General features: G+C 70.0%; 14 protein-coding genes. 7 read left to right on the top strand and 7 right to left on the bottom strand.

Features of this window, described 5'->3' with window-relative positions:
* Positions 1 to 44 precede the first annotated feature (44 nt).
* Complete coding sequence (locus KBX71_RS26190) at positions 45 to 1,139, top strand: lytic polysaccharide monooxygenase (RefSeq protein WP_210820488.1); 1,095 nt, start codon at positions 45 to 47, stop codon at positions 1,137 to 1,139.
* A 114-nt stretch (positions 1,140 to 1,253) separates the two neighbouring features.
* Here the strand turns inward: KBX71_RS26190 and asnB are convergent, their stop codons facing one another.
* Positions 1,254 to 3,215, bottom strand: a complete 1,962-nt coding sequence (gene asnB, locus KBX71_RS26185; RefSeq protein ID WP_088951893.1) for an asparagine synthase (glutamine-hydrolyzing) — start codon at positions 3,213 to 3,215, stop codon at positions 1,254 to 1,256.
* A 132-nt stretch (positions 3,216 to 3,347) separates the two neighbouring features.
* Between asnB and KBX71_RS26180 the strand changes: the two genes are divergently transcribed.
* The 3 genes from KBX71_RS26180 to KBX71_RS26170 all read left to right on the top strand — a co-directional run bounded on the left by KBX71_RS26180 (position 3,348) and on the right by KBX71_RS26170 (position 8,943).
* Positions 3,348 to 4,829 carry an aminopeptidase P family protein gene (locus KBX71_RS26180; RefSeq protein WP_210820479.1) on the top strand — a complete coding sequence of 494 codons (1,482 nt, stop codon included), beginning with the start codon at positions 3,348 to 3,350 and terminating at the stop codon, positions 4,827 to 4,829.
* A 325-nt stretch (positions 4,830 to 5,154) separates the two neighbouring features.
* Positions 5,155 to 7,002, top strand: coding sequence for a right-handed parallel beta-helix repeat-containing protein (locus KBX71_RS26175; protein ID WP_210820478.1), 1,848 nt, complete (start codon positions 5,155 to 5,157; stop codon positions 7,000 to 7,002).
* Positions 7,003 to 7,296: 294 nt separating this feature from the next.
* A complete protein-coding gene (locus tag KBX71_RS26170; protein WP_210820477.1) occupies positions 7,297 to 8,943 on the top strand; it encodes a hypothetical protein in 1,647 nt (548 codons plus the stop codon).
* Positions 8,944 to 8,995: 52 nt separating this feature from the next.
* Here the strand turns inward: KBX71_RS26170 and pulA are convergent, their stop codons facing one another.
* The 5 genes from pulA to KBX71_RS26145 all read right to left on the bottom strand — a co-directional run bounded on the left by pulA (position 8,996) and on the right by KBX71_RS26145 (position 17,418).
* A complete protein-coding gene (gene pulA / locus KBX71_RS26165) occupies positions 8,996 to 14,491 on the bottom strand; it encodes a pullulanase-type alpha-1,6-glucosidase (RefSeq protein WP_210820476.1) in 5,496 nt (1,831 codons plus the stop codon).
* 110 nt (positions 14,492 to 14,601) lie between these two features.
* Entirely contained in the window at positions 14,602 to 15,285 is a 684-nt protein-coding gene (locus KBX71_RS26160; RefSeq protein ID WP_210820475.1) for a cellulose binding domain-containing protein, read from the bottom strand.
* Between the two features lie 111 nt (positions 15,286 to 15,396).
* Entirely contained in the window at positions 15,397 to 16,086 is a 690-nt protein-coding gene (locus KBX71_RS26155) for a hypothetical protein (protein ID WP_210820474.1), read from the bottom strand.
* 98 nt (positions 16,087 to 16,184) lie between these two features.
* Positions 16,185 to 16,574, bottom strand: coding sequence for a hypothetical protein (locus KBX71_RS26150; RefSeq protein WP_124821962.1), 390 nt, complete (start codon positions 16,572 to 16,574; stop codon positions 16,185 to 16,187).
* 37 nt (positions 16,575 to 16,611) lie between these two features.
* Positions 16,612 to 17,418 carry a hypothetical protein gene (locus KBX71_RS26145; protein ID WP_210820473.1) on the bottom strand — a complete coding sequence of 269 codons (807 nt, stop codon included), beginning with the start codon at positions 17,416 to 17,418 and terminating at the stop codon, positions 16,612 to 16,614.
* A gap of 19 nt (positions 17,419 to 17,437) precedes the next feature.
* Between KBX71_RS26145 and KBX71_RS26140 the strand changes: the two genes are divergently transcribed.
* The 3 genes from KBX71_RS26140 (at position 17,438) to KBX71_RS26130 (ending at position 19,689) form a co-directional block, all read left to right on the top strand.
* A complete protein-coding gene (locus tag KBX71_RS26140; RefSeq protein ID WP_196930465.1) occupies positions 17,438 to 17,626 on the top strand; it encodes a hypothetical protein in 189 nt (62 codons plus the stop codon).
* A gap of 65 nt (positions 17,627 to 17,691) precedes the next feature.
* Positions 17,692 to 18,414 carry a hypothetical protein gene (locus tag KBX71_RS26135; RefSeq protein WP_210820472.1) on the top strand — a complete coding sequence of 241 codons (723 nt, stop codon included), beginning with the start codon at positions 17,692 to 17,694 and terminating at the stop codon, positions 18,412 to 18,414.
* A 615-nt stretch (positions 18,415 to 19,029) separates the two neighbouring features.
* Positions 19,030 to 19,689, top strand: coding sequence for a C39 family peptidase (locus tag KBX71_RS26130; protein WP_210820471.1), 660 nt, complete (start codon positions 19,030 to 19,032; stop codon positions 19,687 to 19,689).
* Between the two features lie 150 nt (positions 19,690 to 19,839).
* On the opposite strand, the gene KBX71_RS26125 is transcribed toward KBX71_RS26130, so the two are convergent.
* Positions 19,840 to 20,571, bottom strand: coding sequence for a DedA family protein (locus KBX71_RS26125; RefSeq protein ID WP_210820470.1), 732 nt, complete (start codon positions 20,569 to 20,571; stop codon positions 19,840 to 19,842).
* Positions 20,572 to 20,591 lie beyond the last annotated feature (20 nt).

The raw sequence follows: 20,591 nt of genomic DNA, 5'->3' as shown, positions 1-20,591 counted from the left end.
CCAGCGCCCCTCGCGAGTCAGGAGAACCCGTGAACCGTTCCCGTATGGCCACATTGCTCACTGCGGCCGTGACCCTCGCGCTTGGCGCTGTCGCCCTGGCGGCCAATCCGCAGCCGGCCGCCGCGCACGGCGCGGCGATGACGCCAGGCAGCCGCACCTACCTGTGCTGGCAGGACGGCCGCAGCCAGACCGGTGAGATCAAGCCGAACAACCCCGCGTGTTCCGCCGCCGTGGCGCAGAGCGGGGCGAACTCGCTGTACAACTGGTTCAGCGTGCTGCGTTCCGACGCTGGCGGCCGGACCACCGGCTTCATCCCGGACGGGCAACTGTGCAGCGGCGGCGCAACCGGTTTCCGCGGCTACGACCTGCCGCGTACCGACTGGCCGTTGACCCACCTGACCGCCGGGGCGAGGTTGGACTTCAAGTACAGCAACTGGGCGCATCACCCGGGCACGTTCTACTTCTACGTGACGAAGAACAGCTGGAGCCCGACCCGGGCCCTGGCCTGGAGTGACCTGGAGGAGCCGTTCCTCACGGTGACCAACCCGCCGCAGCGCGGGTCGGTCGGCAGCAACGACGGCCACTACTACTTCAGCGGCAACCTGCCGTCGGGCAAGAGTGGCCGGCACATCATCTACTCCCGCTGGGTCCGCTCGGACTCGCAGGAGAACTTCTTCGGCTGCTCCGACGTGACCTTCGACGGCGGCAGCGGTCAGGTCACCGGCGTGGGTCCGGGCGGTACGCCGACCGACCCGCCGACCGACCCGCCGACGGACCCGACCGATCCGCCGACCGATCCGACCGATCCGCCGACGACCACCCCGCCGCCGTCCGGCGGTGACTGCATGGCCACCTACAAGGTGTCCAGCACCTGGCAGGGCGGCTTCCAGGGCGAGGTCACGATCATGAACCACGGCAGTTCGCCGTTCTCCGGTTGGACCGCGAGCTGGACCTGGCCCAACGGGCAGGCGATCAGTCAGATCTGGGGTGCCACCCAGTCGTCGTCCGGCTCGACGGTGACGGCGACGAACGTCGGTTACAACGGCACTGTCGCACCGAATGGCACCACGACGTTCGGCTTCCTGGCGAGTTCCACAGGAACCAACGGGCTCCCCACGGTCACCTGCGCCCGCCGCTAAACCCCACCACCACCACCACACCACACCACACCACAGTGAAATGATCAAGAGGTTTGCGTCATCCGGAACCGCTCCGGTGACGCAAACCTCTTGATCAACAGGGTTGGGGCAGGGTCAGCGGACCATGGAGCCGACCACCGGCTTGGTGAGCAGTGCGGACTGGTTGCGCTGGATACCCGGGTCGAGGGTCTTGGCCACGAAGATCGCGTGCCAGATGCAGAAGATCAGCACCGTCCACACCTTGCGGGAGTGGTCGGCCTCCTCCCGCTTGTGCTCGTCGAGCAGCCGCAGCGCGTACGACAGGTCGAGCAGGTCGCCCGCACCCGAGGTGCTGAGCACGTGCCGGGCCCACTCGTACATCTCGCCGCGCAGCCAGACCCGGGTGGGGGTCGGGAAGCCCAGCTTCTTGCGGTTGACGATGGCCGGCGGCACGACACCCTGCAACGCCTGACGCATCGCGTACTTGGTGGCGTCGGAGCGCGGCGGCAGCTTCAGGTCGACCGGGATCTTCGCCGCGACGTCGAAGACCTCACGGTCGAGGAACGGCACCCGCACCTCCAGCGAGTGCGACATCGAGATCCGGTCGGCCTTGACCAGGATGTCGCCGCGCAGCCAGGTGTAGAGGTCGACGTACTGCATCTTGGTGACGTCGTCGAGCTCCGTGCACTCGGCGTAGATCGGGGCGGTGACGTCCGTGTAGCGCACCGAGGGGTCGTAGCGGCGCATCAGGTGCTGCTTCTCCTCCTCGGTGAACATCCGGGCGTTGCCGTAGTAACGCTCCTCGATCGGGGTGGTGCCGCGCTCCAGGAAGCTCTTGCCCTTGACCCCCTGCGGGATCGCCTTGGAGACCGCGCGCAGCCCCTTCTGCACACCGCCGGGCAGGCCGTTGACGGTGCCCAGCGACAGCGGCTCCCGGTAGATCGTGTAACCGCCGAAGAACTCGTCAGCGCCCTCACCGGAGAGCACCACGGTGACGTGCTCGGCGGCCTTCTTGGCCACGAAGTAGAGCGGCACCAGCGCCGGGTCGGCCACCGGGTCGTCCAGGTGCCAGACGATCTTCGGCAGCGCGTCGATCATGTCCTGCGGACCGATCTTGGTCGGGATCGTCGTGACGTCGAGGTGCCGGGCCGACTCCTGGGCGACGTCGATCTCCGAGTAACCCGGCACGTCGTAACCGACGGTGAAGGTGAGGATGTTCGGGTTGAACTCCCGCGCCAACGCCACCACCGCTGTGGAGTCGATGCCACTGGACAGGAACGAGCCGACCGGCACGTCGGAGCGCATGTGCATGCGCACGCTCTCCCGCAGCGTCTCGCGGATCTCGTGGTAGAGCTTCTGCTCGTCGTCGACAGGCGCCGGCCGGAACACCGGCCGGTACCACCGGCGTACGTCGATCCGGCCGCCCGGCGTCCAGTTCAGGTACTCCCCCGAGCCGATCCGGCTGATGCCCTTGTGCAGGGTGCCGGGCTCGGGAACGTACTGCAGGGTCAGGTAGTGACTCAGGTTGGCCGTGTCGACGCCCGCGTCGCCCTGGTAGTTGCTGTGCGCGAACGGCAGCAGCGCCTTCTTCTCCGAGGCCAGGTAGAGGCCGTCGGCGGTCTCCAGGTAGTGCATCGGCTTGATGCCGAAGTAGTCGCGGGCACCGAACGCCCGGCGCTCCTGCCGGTCCCAGATGACGAAGGCGAACATGCCCCGCAGCCGGGTGAGCACCTGCTCACCCCAGAAGTGGTAGCCGGCGACGATCACCTCACCGTCACCGGCGGTGGCGAACTGGGCGCCGAAGTTCCTGATCAACTCCTCGCGCAGCTCGATGTAGTTGTAGATCTCGCCGTTGAAGGTCAGCAGGTAACGGCCGTTCGCGTAGGGCAGTGGCTCGTGGCTCGACGCGACGTCGATGATGGCCAGCCGCTTGTGGGCGAACACGCCGTCCGCGTACCGGCCGGAGGCGTCGCCGACCACCTCGACCCCGGTCTCGTCGGGGCCGCGGTGGTGCAGGCATTCCAACGCTCCGGCGATGTGGTCGCGATGGGCGGCGGCGTTGCCGTTCGCGCTGAAGAAGGCCAGAAGTCCGCACATGGTGGCCATCTTTCCACGCGCCCTGTCGGCCCTTGCAGCCGTCCGTCGATCCGCCCGACTCCCAGGGGGCGTTACCGCCAACCGGGCGCGCGGTACCGTCGGGACCAGCAACGAAGCGAAGGGAGCGGCGCAATGACCGAGGGACGCACCGACGGTACGCCGACGGACGGTACGGAATCGCACGATCCGGACTTCCCGGAGGCGTTCCTGTCCTTCATGCGGCAGGGCTGGCGCGACACTGCGCTCCCCGTGACGCCCCGCCCGGAGACGCCCAACTACGCCAAGCGACGGGCCGCCCTCTCGGCGGCCTTCCCCGGCGAGACGCTGGTGATCCCCACCGGCACCGAGAAGGTCCGGGCCAACGACACCGACTACCCGTTCCGGCCGGGCAGCGACTTCGCCTACCTGACCGGCGACCACGACGCCGACAGCGTGCTGGTGCTGCGCCCGAACGGCTCGGGGCACGACGCGATGCTGTACATGCGGCCCCGGTCCTCCCGGGAGACCGACGAGTTCTTCCGCAGCCGCAACGGCGAGCTGTGGGTGGGCCGGCGGCACACCCTCGGCGAGAAGTCGACCGAGCTGGGCCTGCCCACCGCCGACCTGACCGGCCTGGAGGCGACGCTCGCCGACCTGGCTCCGGGGCGTACCCGGGTGTTGCGCGGTTTCGACGCCCAGGTGGACGCGGTCGTCCGCCCCTACGACGGGCCGCGCGCCGAGGGCCAGCCCGCTCGGGACCGGGAGTTGGCGATCGCCATCTCGGAGATGAAGCTGGTCAAGGACGAGTGGGAGATCGGCCAACTCCAGGACGCGATCGACGCCACAGTACGCGGCTTCGAGGACGTGGCCCGGATCCTGCCGGCCGACCGGGCGGTCTCCGAGCGGCTCCTGGAGGGCGTCTTCGCGCTGCGGGCCCGCCACGACGGCAACGACGTCGGGTACAGCTCGATCGTCGGGGCCGGCGAACACGCCACGATCCTGCACTGGGTGCACAACCACGGCGCCACCCGATCGGGTGACCTGCTGCTGATGGACATGGGTGTCGAGGGCCACAACCTCTACACCGCCGACGTCACCCGGGTCCTGCCGGTGAGCGGCCGGTTCACCGCGCTGCAGCGCCAGGTCTACGACATCGTGTACGCCTCGCAGCAGGCCGGCATCGAGGCCATCCGCCCCGGTGTGAAGTTCAAGGACGTCCACCTGACCTGCATGCGGGTGCTTGCCGAGGGCCTGTCCGAGCTGGGTCTGCTGCCGGTGAGCGTGGACGAGGCGATGGACGAGAAGTCGACGGTCTACCGGCGGTGGACGCTGCACGGCTTCGGGCACATGCTCGGCATCGACGTGCACGACTGCTCCAACGCTCGCAAGGAGACGTACCGCGACGGCGCCCTGGGCGAAGGCTACGTACTCACCGTCGAGCCCGGCCTGTACTTCCAGCCGGAGGACGAACTGGTCCCCGCCGAGCTGCGCGGTGTGGGCATCCGGATCGAGGACGACGTGCTGGTCACCGCTACCGGCGCGGTGAACCTGTCGGCCGGCCTGCCCCGCACCTCCGACGAGGTGGAGACCTGGCTGGCCGCGCAGCGCGAAGCCGGCCCCCGCCTGCCCGGCTGACCCGGTGTTCTGCCGGGGCTGACGGATCAAGCCCCGATCCCTGGCCCGCCCACCCCTGGCCGCCCGCCCCTTCTTGAGGGCTGGCGACCAGGGGTTTCTGTCGTGCAACGTTCGGTGTTCGTGCTGCTCGGGGCTTTTCTATTGCCCGGACCGGTTGGCCGCCTTCACCTGACCTGCGCCAAATGCGTGGTTATTTCGGATACGTCCGCATCGCGAAGATCGTTCTCATACGGTGGGGATCAGAGGCTACAACCCATTTGTAGCTGGTCGTGGCGCCTCGGGCGGTGCGATCCCGTCTGGTAGCAGGAAAGGGCGGAAGGCTCTGATGTCCAACGACGTAACGAGTACCGACGGCGGGGCCTCGGCAGCTCCGCCGACACGGCGAAGGCGGGCGCTCTGGGTCGCCGGCGTGGCCGGGCTGACCGGCGTGGTCGGCCTGGCGGCCCTCGGCGGCGTCGCCGCTCGGGACGACAAGCCGAAGTCCGACCAGGTGTCCGACGCGCAGCCGTCGACCGACCGGCAGAAAGTCAGCGATGACGGCGGCGCGAACCTGGGCGGCGCCAAGGACGATGGTGGTCAGGACGACGAGTGGAGCGGCGACGACTGGAGCGGCTTCGACGACCGGTCCGGCAAGAATGACAAGGACCGCGAGGACGGCAAGGACGGCAAGGACGACGAGAAGGACCGTACCAAGCAGGTCCCGTGCGACTCCGACAAGCTGATCCAGGCGATCACGTTCGCCAACAACGAGGACGGTGGCGTGCTGGAGCTGGCCAGGGGCTGCACCTACACCCTGACTCGCAACCAGGACGGCAACGGCCTGCCGGTGATCACCGAGCGCATCACCCTCAAGGGTGAGCACACCACCATCGGCCGCGAGGCCACTGCCGACTACTTCCGCATCCTCAACGTCGGCGCCGGCGGGCACCTCACTCTCAAGGGCCTGAGCATCAGGGGTGGGCAGACCCTTCAGTCCCCGATGACCGCCGACCCGGCGACGGTCTGGGCGCCGTACTCGGCCCAGGTCCGCTCGACCGTGGCCCAGCCGCCCGCCGCGAAGTCGGCGACCGCTGCCGCGCCCAGCGCCAAGCCGGCAGCGGCAGCGGCAGCAAAGCCGGCAGCGAAGGCAGCGCCTGTCAAGGCCACCGCCAAGGCAGCGCCAGCCAAGGCTGCCGCCAAGCCGGCTGCGAAAGCAGCGCCGGCCAAGCCCGCAACGGCAGCAACCAAGGCCACCACTGCCAAGCCGGTAGCCGCGGCGGCGAAGCCGGTGGGTGCCGGTACGGCGGTAGTGCCGCTGGTCGAGCAGCCTGGCTTCACCGACGGCGCCGGGGTGCTGGTGCAGCCCGGTGGTCGCGCGGAGATCCTGGACAGCGAGTTGCTCTACAACCAGTCCGGCGGCAACGGTGGCGGGCTGGCCAACTTTGGCAGCACCAGGCTCAGCAAGACGACCGTCGCGCACAACACCGCCTTCTTCTTCGGCGGCGGCGTCTTCAACGCCGGCGTACTCCAGGTCGACGAGTCGAAGATCAAGGACAACACCGGGATCATCGGCGGCGGCGGCATCTCCAACGGCGCTGCCGACATCTTCACCGAGGACGTCGACGGCGGCTCGGTCTGGGTCTACAAGAGCGAGATCACCGACAACGAGACGCTCGGCTTCGGCGGCGGCGTCCTGGATGTCGAGGGCACCACGACGCTGCACCAGACGACGGTCAGTGACAACACCGCGCTCCTCGCCGGTGGTGGCATCGCGGTGGCCGACAGCCAGCTCACCCTCAAGGACGCCACGGTGGTCAAGAACAGCACCGCTGGCGTGGGTGGCGGCGTGGCCGTGACCTCCGACAGCGTCGCGACGATCGAGAACAGCAGGATCACTGACAACACCGCAGGCTTCTTCGGTGCCGGCCTCTACAACGAGGACAGCGTCACCACGCTGCGCGAGAGCGAGGTGACGGGCAACCGGGCCGTCGGCCCGTTCGGCAGCGGCGGTGGCATCTACAACACCGATGGTGGCGAGATCAGCCTCCACCGGACGAAGGTGACGCACAACTTCGCCACGTTGCCGCCCGGCGGGATCTCCAACGGCCTCTTCAGCTTCGTCCGGCTGGACGACGAGTCCGTGGTGTCCGCCAACCGCCCCACCAACTGCCTGAACGTTCCCGGGTGCTTCTGACCGGAACGGGTGGCTGAACCACATAGAGGGTGCGCCCCTTCGAGCCGCGAGCGGCTCGGAGGGGCGTACCCATTTGGGCAGGTCAGGTGCGTGCAGGCCGGCTTGGGTGGTCGTGTGTCGGTCCAGGCCCTGGTGTGGGCAACATGAACCGAATGTGGGCTTCTCTCGGATAAGCCCGCGAGGCGAGGAACCTTCTCATACGGTGGTTTTGGGAGCTACAACCGATTTGTAGCAGGGGACACCCGTCTGACGGCGGCGACCCTGTCTGGTACGAGGAGAGGGCAGAGAGCTCCGATGTCCAACTACCTAACGAACAACGAAGCCTCCGGGCGAGCGACGGCCAAGAGCCGCCGCAAGCTCTGGCTCGCCAGTGGCGTGGCCGGTTTGACGGGCGTGATCAGTCTCGCGGCGGTTGGCGTCGCGGGCAGCGCCGGTGCGGTCGGCTTGAACTGGAACACCGCGCAGGTCAGCAAGGACGGTGACCAGCGGGGTGACGAGGCGCGCGACTGGGACAAGGACGAGGACAAGAACAAGGACCGGGACAAGGACAAGGACAAGGACAAGGACCACGAGCGTGGGAAGGAGGTGCCCTGCGACACCGACAAGCTGATTCAGGCGATCGTGTTCGCCAACAACAAGCACGGCGGTGTGCTGGAGCTGGCCAAGGGCTGCACCTACAACCTGACCCGCAACGACTACCAGGGCAACGGCCTGCCGATCATCACCGAGCGGATCACGCTCAAGGGCGAGCACACCACGATCTCTCGGGAAGCCACGGCGGACTACTTCCGCATCCTCAACGTCGGCGCCGGTGGTCACCTCACCATCAAGGGCCTGACCATCAAGGGCGGCCAGACCCTCGAACTGGAGAACGGCGTCGAGCCGGCCGCTGTCTGGGCGGCCTACTCGGACTCCGAGGCGCTCGCCGCGCAGGTGAAGGCGGGCACCCCGTTGGCCCAGGCGCTCACCGCGCGGCAGGCCAACCCGAAGGCGGGCCTGAAGGCCGCGCCGAAGGTCACCCCGAAGGCCACGCCGGGCGTCGTCACGCCGCTCGTCGAGCAGCCGGAGGAGAACGACGGCGCCGGAATCCTGGTCCAGCCGGGTGGCACCGCCGAGATCCTGGAGTCCGAGGTCGTCCTGAACCAGTCGGGCGGCAACGGTGGTGGTGTGGCCAACTTCGGCACCACGAAGATCTGGCACAGCACCGTCACCCGTAACACCGCCTTCTTCTTCGGCGGTGGCGTCTTCAACGCCGGGCTGCTCAAGGTCGAGGAGTCGAAGATCAAGGACAACACCGCCGTCATCGGTGGTGGCGGTATCTCCAACGGTGCCGCGGAGATCTTCACCGAGGACGTCGACGGCGGAACGGTCGAGCTGAAGAAGACCGAGATCACCGACAACGAGACGCTCGGCTTCGGTGGCGGCTACCTCGACATCGAGGGCAACACCACGGCGTACGAGACCAAGTTCGTCTCGAACACCGCGGTTCTCGCCGGTGGCGGTCTCGCTGCCGCCGACAGCCAGCTGAACCTGCACAACGTCACTGTCGAGAAGAACAGCACCGCCGGTGTCGGTGGCGGTGTGGCCATCGCCTTCGACAGCGTGGCCACGTTCGAGAAGAGCAGCATCAAGGACAACACCGCCGGCTTCTTCGGCGGCGGGCTCTTCAACGCCGGCAGCGTCACCACGCTGCGCGACAGCGAGGTTGTCGGCAACCGGGCCGTGGGCCCGATCGGAGTCGGCGGCGGCATCTTCAACATCTTCGGCGAGGTCAACCTGTCGAAGACGAAGGTCGCCCACAACTTCTCCACCTTCGAGCCGGGCGGTGTCTTCAGCTTCTTCGGAGACGTGAACGTGGACGACAAGTCCGCGATCACCGCGAACCGTCCGACCAACTGCCTGGCCATCCCAGGCGGCACCATCGAGAACTGCTTCGCCTGATCACCAACGGACCGGCCCCCTTCCGCGCGACGCGGAAGGGGGCCGGTTCACGTCATCGCTGGACGAAGACCGCCACGCTGCGCGCCGGTACGGTGAACGTGCCGGCCGCCCTGTCGAACGAGGCGGTACGCAGCGCCGGGTCGGCCGAGTCGACAAGCACCGGGTGCAGTGCCACGTCCACTCCGCGCAGTCCGGTCAGCGTCTGCTCGGCCGCCGACGGGGTGCCGTTGAAGACGACGGTCAGCGACTTCCACGGCCCGCCCAGCCCACTGCCGTCCAGGGTCATGGTCAGCACCCCGGGCGTCTCCTGCGCTCCGGACAGCGGGAACGCGACCCGCTGTTGCACCTGTTCGGCGGTGGCCAGCCCGAACACCGGCGACGACGCCCGGATGCGCAGCAACTCGGCGTACCGGGCGTCGGTGGTGTTGATCGCCGCGCAGTCCGGCACCAGCGCCGGGTCGGCCAGCAGTGGCTTCGCGTACGACCACTTGTCCTCGTTGTCGGGCGCGGGCGGCAGACCGGCGCCGAACCCGTTGCCCCGTTCACAGCCCCAGCGGATCTGGTTGAACCAGTCACCGGAGTTGTACGAGTTGCGGTCCAGCGACTTCGACCGCAGCCGTTCGGTGCCGGCGGTGACGAATCCGGTGCCCTGGCCCAGCACCACAGTGCCCAGCGCCAGCACCTGCATCCGGGAGCGGTCGGCCGCCGTGGTGGCCTGCGGCAGTTTGTACGCCAACGCGTCGTACAGGATCTCGTTGTCGTGCGCGTCGGCGTAGGTGACGGCCTCCCCCGGCGCGGCGGTGTAGCCGGCCGGGGAGCCGTTGTAGTCCACCTGCGCCCCGGTGACCGCACGCCCGGTGGTGTCGGTGAACCGGTACCCGCGCAGGTTGCCGGTGAGCCCCACCTTGATCAGGTCGTGGGCGTGCAGCAGTCGGGCCTTCTGCTCGGCCGGTGACCCGTTGACGTCGTCGCCGTTCGGGTCGGTGTAGAGCCCGGAGGCGAAACCCTGCACCCGCGGGTTGGCGTCGAACGGGCCGCCGCCGCGCACCGCGTCGCGCAGCCGGTCGTTGAAGGTGCCGATGCCGGTGCCGGCCATGTTGGCCTGGGTGGCCTGGACGAAACGGGCGTCGTTGGCGACCTCACCGAAGTTCCAGCCCTCGCCGTAGAGCAGGATCGACCGGCCGTCCACGCCGTCGCGGGCGACTGTCAACCGGTCCAGTGCCGCGCGGACGGCCAGGATGTTCGCCTTCGGGTGGTGACCCATCAGGTCGAACCGGAAGCCGTCCACCTTGTACTGCCGCGCCCAGGTGACCAGCGAGTCGACCACCAGCTTGCCCATCATGGCGTGCTCGGGAGCGGTGTTGGCGCAGCAGGTGGAGTCGGCCACAGTGCCGTCCTCCAGCAGCCGGTGGTAGTAGCCGGGCACGATCTGGTCGAGCACCGACTTCGGGTCGGTGCCGGCCGCCGACGTGTGGTTGTAGACCACGTCCATGACCACCCGCAGCCCGGCGTCGTTCACCCCGGCGACCATCCGCCGGAACTCGGTGGTCCGCGCCGCGCCGACCGGATCGACGGCGTAGCCGCCCTCCGGCACTGTGTAGTGCAGCGGGTCGTACCCCCAGTTGTAGCCGTCGGTTTCGGCGACCGCCGCCACGCACTTCTGCTGCTCGGCCGAGTCCGGCGGCAGCGCCGCCAGGTCGCAGGCCGGCTGGCGCTGGTCGGCCCGCTTCTCGGGGATCGTCGCGAAGTCGAACGCCGGTAACAGGTGCAGGTGGGTGACCCCGGCGTCGCCGAGCGCCCGCAGGTGGGTCATACCGGCGGTTCCCGGATCGGTGAACGCGAGGAACGTCCCCCGCCGCTCGGCCGGCACGGTGTCGTCGGCGATGGAGAAGTCCCGAACGGACAGCTCGGTGATCTGCGCCTTCGCGGGCGGCACCGGTGCCGGTTTGCGCAGCGTGCGCCAGCCCGTCGGGGCAAGCGCCGCGTCGTTCAGGTCGACGAGCTGGCTGTGTGTGGAGTCCGCGGCGAGGGCCACCGAGTACGGATCGGTGACCGACGCGGTGACCACCTTCTGCGCCGCCGGCTGCCAGGCCCGCACCTCGTACCTGTAGAGCTTCCCGGTCCAGGTGTGGTCACCGCGCACCGACCAGACGCCGGTGCGGTCGTCGCGGCGCATCGGCACCGCCTTCGGGGCGGCGGTGGGCGAGTCGAACAGGTGCAGGCGCACGCTCCGGGCGGTCGGCGCCCACAGCGCGAGGCTCGGCGTCCGGCCCACGAACGTGGGCCCGAGGGTGGCGTCGGCCGCCCGGGAGTACACGTCGTCGAGCACGCCGGGGATCTGCACGCCGGTCGCGGCGAGCAGCGCACCCTCGGCGTCGCGCTCGGTGACCAGCAGCTGCCCCCGCAGCGCCGCCGGGACCTTGGCCAGGTCCGCCCGGTCCAGGGCGAAGCTACGGTACGACCACAGGTGCGGGAACCTGTCGCGTTGGGCCTCGGTGAGCCCGTTGCGCTGCGCCCGCAGCGGCAACGTGGTGTACGTCCCGGTCAGCTCCCCGTCGACCACGCCGACCCCGCCGGCGGGCGCGGCGACCAGCGCGTACGTCCTGCCGTCGGTCGGGGGTGTCTGCCACGCAACTGTGGACCTGTCGATCCAGTGCGCCTTCTGCTTGCTGATGTCGGTGTCCCCGCTGGCGGTGGTGGCCGTCGACGGCAGCAGGCGGCCCGGTGTGGCGGCGAGCAGCCACACCTCCCGGCCGGCGCTGGCGACGTCGAGCCGCTGGTCGTCGGGCAGGTCCTTGGTGTCGCCCTGGTGGATGATGTAGTTCAGGCCGGTGGCGCCGGCCGCCAGCGGCACCCGGAACACCGCCCCGAACGCGTCAGTCCTGGTGGGCTTCAGCGGCGCGGACCACTCGGTCGGGTTGGCCGCACCGTCCCACACGTGCAGGCCCCAGCCGTCGTAGTTGCCGTCGGCCCGCCGATAGTGGAGCACGGCGGTGCCCTCCTCGACCGGTGGGTCCGGCTCGCCGGTGGCCGCCTGCCTGCTCGGGTAGATCGCCGGGTCGCCCTGCTTGAGCCAGATCTCGCCGGTCTGGGTGACGTCGATGCTGCGGTCCTGGGCGACGTCCTTCGTACCAGCCTTGTCGACAACCAGGAAGTTCACCGACGTCGCGCCCGGCTTGAGTTTCACCCAGGCGAACCGGCCGTAGGAGTCCTCCCCGGCGAACGGCTGCCCCTGCGGCCACTCGGTGACGTACGCCGTGTCGATGTCCCCCCAGGCGTACAGCCCCCAGTCGTCGTACCCCCCGGCGGGGCGCTGGTAGTGCACGACCGCCCACTCCCGGGAGCTGCCCTGCTCCGGGGTGCCCACGACCGCTGCGGACCGGGCGGTGGCGGTACGGCCCCGGCCGTCGCGGACCACCGCCTTGTACTCGACAGGGGTGCCGCCGGCCAGGCCGGTCAGGTCGTGCTGCACGGTGTACGGGCCGTGGTCGGCGCTGCCCAGCAGCGTCCACCGGCCGCCGGCCACCCGGGCCGCGACGGTGACGGTGGCCAGTGGGTCACCTGTCACCCGGGCGGTGACCGCGGCCCGGGTGGCGACCGGCGCGTCCGGAGCCGGGCTGGTGATGGTGATGGTCGGCTTGTCGGCCGGCGGCGCGATGGGTTTGCCGGCCCGGTACACCGCCGCCGACAGCGGCGGCACGCTGAGGGTCAGCTCACCGTCGTCGCCGGCTTGTTCGCCGCCTGAGCCGCCGTAGATGCTGGTGAAGGTGGCGCCGGCCGACCAGGTGTCCACTGTGACAGTCTGCGCGGTGTCGGCGTTGTTCACGGCCACCACGTACTCGGTGCGGTCGGCCGGGTCGATCCGGGAGGCGGCGAAGACGCCCGGCCCGTCGGCCGCGTACCTGGTGACCTGCACGCCGTCGCGCAGCGCCGGGTGCGCCTGGCGCAGCCGGCCCAGTTCGGCGATGGTCCGGTACAGCGGGTGGGCCGTGTCGAACTGGTCACTGGCGTGGGTGCGGTCGGTGCCGAGCAGGTCGTCGTCGAGGTAGTCGGGAACCGTCGACGCGAACATGTCCTGGCGGGCGTCCTTGTCCCCGCCCGGACCGGTGAAGCCCTGTTCGTCGCCGGAGTAGACCACCGGCTGGCCACGGGTCAGGAACATCAACTGGTGCGCGAGCTGGTCGCGACGCAGGTGGCTGGCCGGGTCGCTGCCACCACCCGCGATGAACGAACCGATCCGGCCCATGTCGTGGTTGCCGAGGAAGGTGGGCATCCGGCCCGCGTCGGTGTCGCGGGCCGTGTAGAGGTCGTCGCGGGCGTACACGTCGGCGAGCGCCTTCGCGGAGCCGGCGCCGGCGGTGAAGCCTCGCGCGGCCTCCTGGAAGGCGAAGTCGAGGGTGGCCGGCAGGCCACCCTGCCGGACGTAGCTGGAGCTGATCTCCGGGTCGGCGCTGTACACCTCGCCGAACATGAAGAAGTCCTTCTTGCCGGCCTTCTCGGCGGCCCGCTCGATGCCCAGGCTGAACTGCGGCCAGAAGTCCATGTTGACGTGCTTCACGGTGTCCAACCGGAACCCGTCTACGCCTGTCGCGCCGATCCAGTCCCCGTACGCCCTGGTCAGCCCTCGGACCACCTCGGGACGCTCGGTCCACAGGTCGTCGAGGCCGAAGAAGTCGCCGTACTCGCTGTTCTCGCCCGCGAAGGTGGAGTCACCTCGGTTGTGGTACATGGTGGCGTCGTTCAGCCAGGCGGGGACCTTGACGCTCGCGTCCCCCGGCTCCGCGAACGTCGGCGTGTACGGGAAGGACTCCTTGTCGACAGGCGGAAACGCGCGACTGCCGTCGGCGTAGTTGCGGTCCTCGAACGCCCGGCCCTGCGCGTCGGTGTACGGCGAGGTCGCCTTGTCCACGTACGCGTACTTGTCTTCGGCGTACTTGATGACGTCGGCGGTGTGATTGACGATCACGTCGAGGTAGATCTTGATGCCACGCTGGTGGGCGAGCTTGACCAGCCGCTTCATCTCTTCCATTGTGCCGAAGTGCGGGTCCACCTGGGTGAAGTCGGTGATCCAGTAGCCGTGGTAGCCGGCCGAGATGTCGTTGCCGGCACCCTGCACCGGCCGGTTCTTGAAGATCGGGGCGAGCCAGATCGCCGTGGTGCCCATCCCCTGGATGTAGTCCAGTTTGTCGATGACGCCCTTGAGGTCACCGCCGTGGTAGAAGCCCTTGTCGGTCGGGTCGAGGCCGGTCCGCAGCCGGTCACCGGTGAGGCCGCCCCGGTCGTTGCGGGGGTCGCCGTTGGCGAACCGGTCCGGCAGGACGAAGTAGAACTGCTCGGCTCGGGCGGAGTTGCCGCCGGCCTTCAGCAGCGCCTCGGCGGTGGGTTCGTCACGCCACTGAATCGCGCCGCCGATCGGGAGTGGAGCGCGGTCGGACGGCGGAGGGCCCGCGGCGGCGGGATGCACGGCGACCGGAGCGCCGACGAGCGTGGCGGTGAGCAGGGAGGCAAGGGCCAGCAGGGCGCTGCGCGGTATCGGCGTGGGTTTCATCGACGCCTTCCTCTGGTCGCTGATTGGCCGCACGCTAACCCTTGCCGAAACATTCTGCAATGTCTTGCAAACATGGTCGCAACAAAGCAGCATCCTTGCGGGAGCGCCGCTCAGAACCCCCCGCAGCGCACCCCGTCCACAGTGCACTCACGTGGCGTGCTGGACGCCCGCTCCATGTGGAACCGCAACGACACCGAACCGCCGGGCGACACCTCAACCCCGCTGACGTACGTGAAGCCGTCGTCGGACTGGTTGATCGTCCCCTGTGGAACACCCTCCACCCAGGCGGTCACCAGCCGCCCACCGGAGAACTCCAACCGCACAGTCCAACCACGGCTCCGGGCCGACGCGTTGACCATCGCCACCTCGCCGATGAAACCGCCGTCGAAGCTCTGCACCACCCGGTACCGCCCGCTCATCGCCGGCTGCCCCTGCGCCGCCCGGCTCGGCGACCGCGCCGCCGTCGGCCTCCCGGTCGCACCGACCGTCGGCCCGGCCGAGGGTGATCCCGACAGGGCCGTGGCGCTCGGCGGCAGTCCGCTCGCACGCCCGGACAGCCCCGGCAGCACCGGCACCGGAGACGGCACCGACGTGGGCACGCTCGGCGCCACCACCGCCGACGGCACCGGCAGCGCCGGCGGCCGCGCGCCGTCCGGTGCGGGGCTACGTCCCCGGTATGCGCCCATGGCCACAAAGACCAGGACCACCATCACGACGACACCGGCGCCCACCACGATCCAGGGCGACGATGCGATCGCGACCGGACCGTGCGGCGGGCGCGGAGAACGGCGCATGCCGGACATGTACCTCCTTCAGCGGACCGTCCGCGCAGCCTAGCGATCGGCGGCCCGAGCCGGAAAGCCTTGACGGCGCAACCCCCGCCGTACCACCGACCCGGCGCCAGCTCAGCCGATCCGGCAGTCGACCCCGTTGATCGTGCACTTCAGGGGTCGCTGCGCCGACTCGCCCCAGCCGACGCGCAGCCGCAGCGTCCGAGAGTCGCCCGGTCCCAGCGAACGGGTGCCGCGCAACACGAACTCCCCGTGCCCGCGCCCCCGCACCGAGACGCCCGAGTCATCGACAACTCGCAGGGCCCACGTGTCGTCGTCGAGAGTCAACTCCACCTGCCAGTCCACCGACCGACTCGACTTGTTGGCGATCGACAGAACCGCCGCGTCCCCGTCCCAGCCGTTCGTACCGACCTGGTATCCGGCGCTGACCGTGTCGTCCACCGGAACTGGCGGCGCCATCAGGGCGCTCGTCCGCCCCGGAGCCGGCGAGACCGGCGAGCCGGTCACGGTGGCCCGCGGCGACGGCGTCCGACTGCTGCGCGACGGTCGCGGCGACACCGAGCGTCGCTCCACAGCGCCCGGGGTCGGCCCACCGGTGGCCGACGCGGCGGCCGGCACGGTCGGCAGGAACGCCGGAGGCGCGGCCTGCGGCGCGGCATCCCGCTCCCTGGTCCGGAACGACAACAGCGCAATCACCAGGAGCACCACCAGCGCGCACACACCGAGCAGCACCACGATCCACGGCATCGACGCCAACACCCGCGCCGCCCGCGAACCTGCCGCACCGTCCGGCCGCACCGCCATCAGGTCTCCCCTCGTCCCCCACCGACGCGACAGCGTAGCCAGCGCCGCACGGACCGGGAACCGGGCGGGTACGGATCGGGCCGACCGGCCCCGGTCGGTCAGCCCGTCCGGACGACCGTGCAGATCCGTGGACCATCATCCGAGATACGCAGCAGGTAGCGGTACCGCTCCCCCGGCACCGCCTGCCCCCGACTGTCCAGGAACTCCCACTCCACCGCCACCATCGTCAACAGCGCGGACACCTGCTGCACGTCCTCGATCCGGGCGTGGGCCGCGACCAACTCCCGGCTCTGGTAGTCGGGTGCGGCGCCCACGAAGGACAACGCCACCGCCGCCGGGGTCGTGAACGAGAAGCTGTAGGTGTCGGCCACCACCAACCCCGGCAGGGCGTAACAGCCGGCGATGGCCGGCAGATCGCCGGAGGTCAACGCCACGCCGTACCGGTCGAAGAAGTCGGCCAACGTGTCAAGATCCGTGGAGGCGTTCACGGTCACAGCAATTGCCGGTGACCGCCCAGGTCAAACCTCAGCGCAGCGGCACCCGCACCTCGATCTCCGAACCCAACCGGGCGTCGGCGCCCAGTCCAAGGTCGTCCCCACTCCAGAACCGCCCCGGGTCATACCAGTTCGGACGCCGGCCAGCCGGCAGCAACCCCATGGCCTCATAGGTCACCGCCACCACCTCGGCGCAGTACGCCGTCTCCAGTGCCCGGTCCCGCTCCCTCGCCGATCGGGCCGAGCTGACCGAGCCGGAGGGGTTGGCGCGGTCAGCCTGGTCGGCCGGGTTGGCGCGGTCGGTCTGGCCGGCGCGGTCGGCTGGGGTCGGTCGAGGTGTCGGGTGGCCGGGGCGCGCCAGCGCCGACAGCCGACCGAGCTGCGGCAGCGCGGGAAGCCGGCCGGGGCGCGGCAGTGCCGGCACCCGACCACGCACCCAGCGCCACGCCAACTGCGCGGTCGACGGGAACGGCGTACCGTCCAACCGCGCGATCGTCCGCAGCACCGCCTGCTCCATCTCCCCGTCGGCAGGCGGGTCGAGCTGCCGCAGCCAGGCCCGTTGGCCGTAGCGGTTGGCCCAGACGCAGACCGCGTCCCGCAGGTCGTGCAGCTGGACGCCGCGATGGTGGGTGCCCGACCACAGGTCCGGCAACGACCTGCCCAACTCCGCGTGCCACATCAGCGGCGGCATGTCGTCCAACACCACAGCCATCCCGACGTGGTTCACCGGGCTGTTGGTGGTGAACTGGATCGCCCGGTCCGGCACGCTACGACCCCGGAAAACCCACACGTCACCGGTGCGGGTCAACTCGACGGCCTCATCCAGGCTGATGCTCATGAGGGTCTAGCCTAGGCCGATGCGGCAACGAATGCGGTGGTGGAAGGTTCTCGGGCTGGCCGGGCTCGCCGGCGTCGCGGCCTCCGGCGTGGTCATCGCGCGGGCCGAACGGCGTCGGCGCGCGTACACCCCGGAGGAGATCCGGCAGCGGCTACTGGAACGGCACGCCCAGGCAGGCGAGACCGCGAAGCCCGGCGACCCGGCCTGACCGACAGTCCCCTGTAGATCTTGGTCGGGGCAGCCGGGCAGGTTGAAGATCGATATGATGAGGCCATGACGACGCCCGTCGCACAACGGCCCTTCGTCCTGTCCACCCCGCCCGCGCCGATCGAACGACACGGCGACGTCGACCTGCACCTGCCCACCCACAGCGGCCCCGCGCCCGCTGTCGTGGTGGTGCACGGCGCTCCACTGCCACCCGACGCGCCCGATCCCCGCGACTGGCTGCTCTACCGCGGCTACGGCGCACTGCTCGCCGGGAGCGGCGTGGTCACCGCGCTGGTCAGCTACCAGGTGTCCGAGCTGTCGGCACTGCCCGCCGCAGCCGACGACATCGCCGCGATGATCGAGCAGGTCCGCGCCGATCCACGGGTCGACCCCGAGCGGGTGGTGCTGTGGTTCTTCTCCGGCGGCGGCCTCTTCGCGGCCGACTGGCTCCGTGTCCCGCCGCCATGGCTACGCGGGATCGCACTGACGTACCCGCTGCTCATCCCGTTCCCCGGCTGGGAGGTCGACGCTCGGTTCCTGCCGGTCGAAGCGCTCAGCGCCGGCACGGGCGTGCCGCTGGTGCTGACCCGCGCCGGCCAGGACATCCCACCGGTCCTGGCCGGCATCGACGCGTTCCTCCCCGCGGCAACCGCGCAGGGCTGGCCGATGCGGGTGATCGAGGTGCCGGACGGTCAGCACTCCTTCGACATCCTCAACCCCGGCCCGCAGTCCGAGGCAGCCGTGCTGGCCGCCCGCGACGCGGTCCTGGAGCTGCTCGACGCAACCTGACCGTTCCGGCCCCGCATGATCGCGCCGGATCCTTGTTGTAGTGGCCTCCTCATCGTGACGAGGGGCCTCCTTCCGGGATCGAGCACGATCTTGGGTGGTGTGGTGCGTGTTGGGCGGGGGCCGAGCCCGATCCCCGGGTCGGGCCGCCGGTGAGATCTTCTGCCACCGGGCCGGGCCAGGCGGGGCGGGGCGGGGCGCGCGAACGGCCCAGATGGGCATGGTCCACTCGGTTTTCATGCAGTCGGGGGATCTCCGGCACCCGGACCCCGCGATTTCCGTGAACCCGAGTCGATCAGGCAGTCACAGCCGGCGTGTCCGGTTCGCCACGTGGGCGGGTTGTCGGGTTTGACCTGTGGTGTCGGGTGGTCGGGGCCACCCCGACGGCGGAATCGGCGGTCGGCCGGGGTCGTTATACCTGGCATGCCACCGCGACCATCGGGTGGTGGGGCGCGGCAGCCGCCGGGAACACCCGCCAGGCCGCCCCGGTTACATCCCCCGCAACGCCCGAGCAGGTCCCCCCGGATCGCCGGCGTCGCCATGAACTTCCCCCGCACGGTCGCACTACCCCCCGTTGAGTGCCGTGCGGGCACCCCCGATGCAGAGGAGCACGCCACCATGCGTACCGATCTGATCCGTAAGACCGCCCTCACCGCCGCTGGTCTCGCCTTCACCGGCGGCGCCATCGCCGGCCCCGTCACCACCGCCTTCGCCGCCCCCAGCGGCAAGCCGGCCACCCAGACCCAGACCGACCGCAAGGGCCACGGCGACCGGGAACTCGGCGTGCGCTACGAAGCCCAGCCGAACTTCTACTACTGCGGCCCCGCCGCCACCCGAAACGCCCTGTCCGTGCAGGGCAAGAACATCAACGTCGACGACATGGCCAAGGAAATGGGCACCACCGAAGCCGGCACCAACTCCATCAACGACATCACCCCCGTCCTGAACAAGGAAACCGGCAAGACTGACGCCTACCGGTCCGTAGAAATCAGCACCCCCGACGCCGACACCAAGCAGACCGACACCCTGCGCGCCGACATCGTCAAGACCGTCGACGACGGTAGGGCAGTAGTCGCCAACATCGCCGGCACCAGCACCGACACCGACGGCACCACCCACTCCTACGAGGGCGGGCACTACATCAGCGTCGTCGGCTACCACGACAACGGCAACACGGTGAAGATCGCCGACTCCGCCGACCCGAACACCGCCGCCTACTGGATCACCGTCGAGCACCTCGCCGACTGGATCGCCACCCGCGGCTACGCCACCAGCTGACACCCACCACCACACACGAAGCGAAGGGCCGGACCCCACCACAGGGGCCCGGCCCTTCGGCATGCCTAGGTCAGTGCTCGCCCGCGCGGATCGGCTCAACGCCGACCGCGACCACCACAGCCGACCAACCGCCGGGGCCACCTCGGCCGACTAACCGCCGGAGGCCACCGCACCAGACTGACCGCCGGAGGCCACCGCACCAGACTCACCGCCCGAAGCCGCCCCAGCAGTCTGGGACGCCGGCTCGGGCGCGGCCGAGGCGGCGGCAGTGTCGGCCGCCTCGATGCGGTGCGCGCGTCGGCGTAGCCACCAGGTGCTGCCGAGCCCGGCGAGCACCGCGAGGACCAACCCGGCCCAGGAGATGTCCTTCAGCCAGTGTTCGGCCGCGCGGCCAACCGAGTAGAGCAGGTAGGTCGTGCCGAAGGCCCAGACCAGCCCGCCGGCCGCGTTGGCCAGCAGGAAGCGGCGGTAGGGCACGTGCAGGGCGCCGGCGAGCGGCCCGGCCAGGATCCTCAGCAGTGCCACGAACCGGCCGAAGAAGACCGCCCAGACGCCGTGCCGCGCGAAGCTCTGTTCGGCGCGGGCGAGTTGCGCCGGGCCCAGGTGTTTGGGGAATCGTCTGCCCAGCCGGACGAGCAGTGGTCGACCGCCGCGTCGGCCGATGGCGTACCCGACGGAGTCGCCGACGATGGCGCCGAACGCCGCCGCGCTGGCCACCCACTCCGGCTCCACGACGCCTGTGGCGGCGAGCAGGGCTGAGCTGACCAGGACGATCTCGCCGGGCAGCGGGACGCCCATGCTCTCCACACCGATCACCCCGGCGACGATCAGGTAGATCACGCCCGGAGGTAGCGCCGAGAGCCAGTGCTGAACGTCTATCACTCGGCACCCCTTCCGATCGG

The sequence above is a fragment of the Micromonospora sp. D93 genome, from assembly GCF_018070365.1.
Classification (GTDB): domain Bacteria; phylum Actinomycetota; class Actinomycetes; order Mycobacteriales; family Micromonosporaceae; genus Micromonospora; species Micromonospora ureilytica.
Note: the sequence above shows the minus strand (reverse complement) of the source record. Positions and strands in the feature narration are given on the sequence as shown.

Bases quoted from the DNA above. Each gene is read 5' to 3' on its own strand.
- KBX71_RS26190 (WP_210820488.1), top strand. From the start codon at position 45: ATGGCCACATTGCTCACTGCGGCCGTGACCCTCGCGCTTGGCGCTGTC.
- asnB (WP_088951893.1), bottom strand. From the start codon at position 3,215: ATGTGCGGACTTCTGGCCTTCTTCAGCGCGAACGGCAACGCCGCCGCC.
- KBX71_RS26180 (WP_210820479.1), top strand. From the start codon at position 3,348: ATGACCGAGGGACGCACCGACGGTACGCCGACGGACGGTACGGAATCG.
- KBX71_RS26175 (WP_210820478.1), top strand. From the start codon at position 5,155: ATGTCCAACGACGTAACGAGTACCGACGGCGGGGCCTCGGCAGCTCCG.
- KBX71_RS26170 (WP_210820477.1), top strand. From the start codon at position 7,297: ATGTCCAACTACCTAACGAACAACGAAGCCTCCGGGCGAGCGACGGCC.
- pulA (WP_210820476.1), bottom strand. From the start codon at position 14,491: ATGAAACCCACGCCGATACCGCGCAGCGCCCTGCTGGCCCTTGCCTCC.
- KBX71_RS26160 (WP_210820475.1), bottom strand. From the start codon at position 15,285: ATGCGCCGTTCTCCGCGCCCGCCGCACGGTCCGGTCGCGATCGCATCG.
- KBX71_RS26155 (WP_210820474.1), bottom strand. From the start codon at position 16,086: ATGGCGGTGCGGCCGGACGGTGCGGCAGGTTCGCGGGCGGCGCGGGTG.
- KBX71_RS26145 (WP_210820473.1), bottom strand. From the start codon at position 17,418: ATGAGCATCAGCCTGGATGAGGCCGTCGAGTTGACCCGCACCGGTGAC.
- KBX71_RS26140 (WP_196930465.1), top strand. From the start codon at position 17,438: ATGCGGCAACGAATGCGGTGGTGGAAGGTTCTCGGGCTGGCCGGGCTC.
- KBX71_RS26135 (WP_210820472.1), top strand. From the start codon at position 17,692: ATGACGACGCCCGTCGCACAACGGCCCTTCGTCCTGTCCACCCCGCCC.
- KBX71_RS26130 (WP_210820471.1), top strand. From the start codon at position 19,030: ATGCGTACCGATCTGATCCGTAAGACCGCCCTCACCGCCGCTGGTCTC.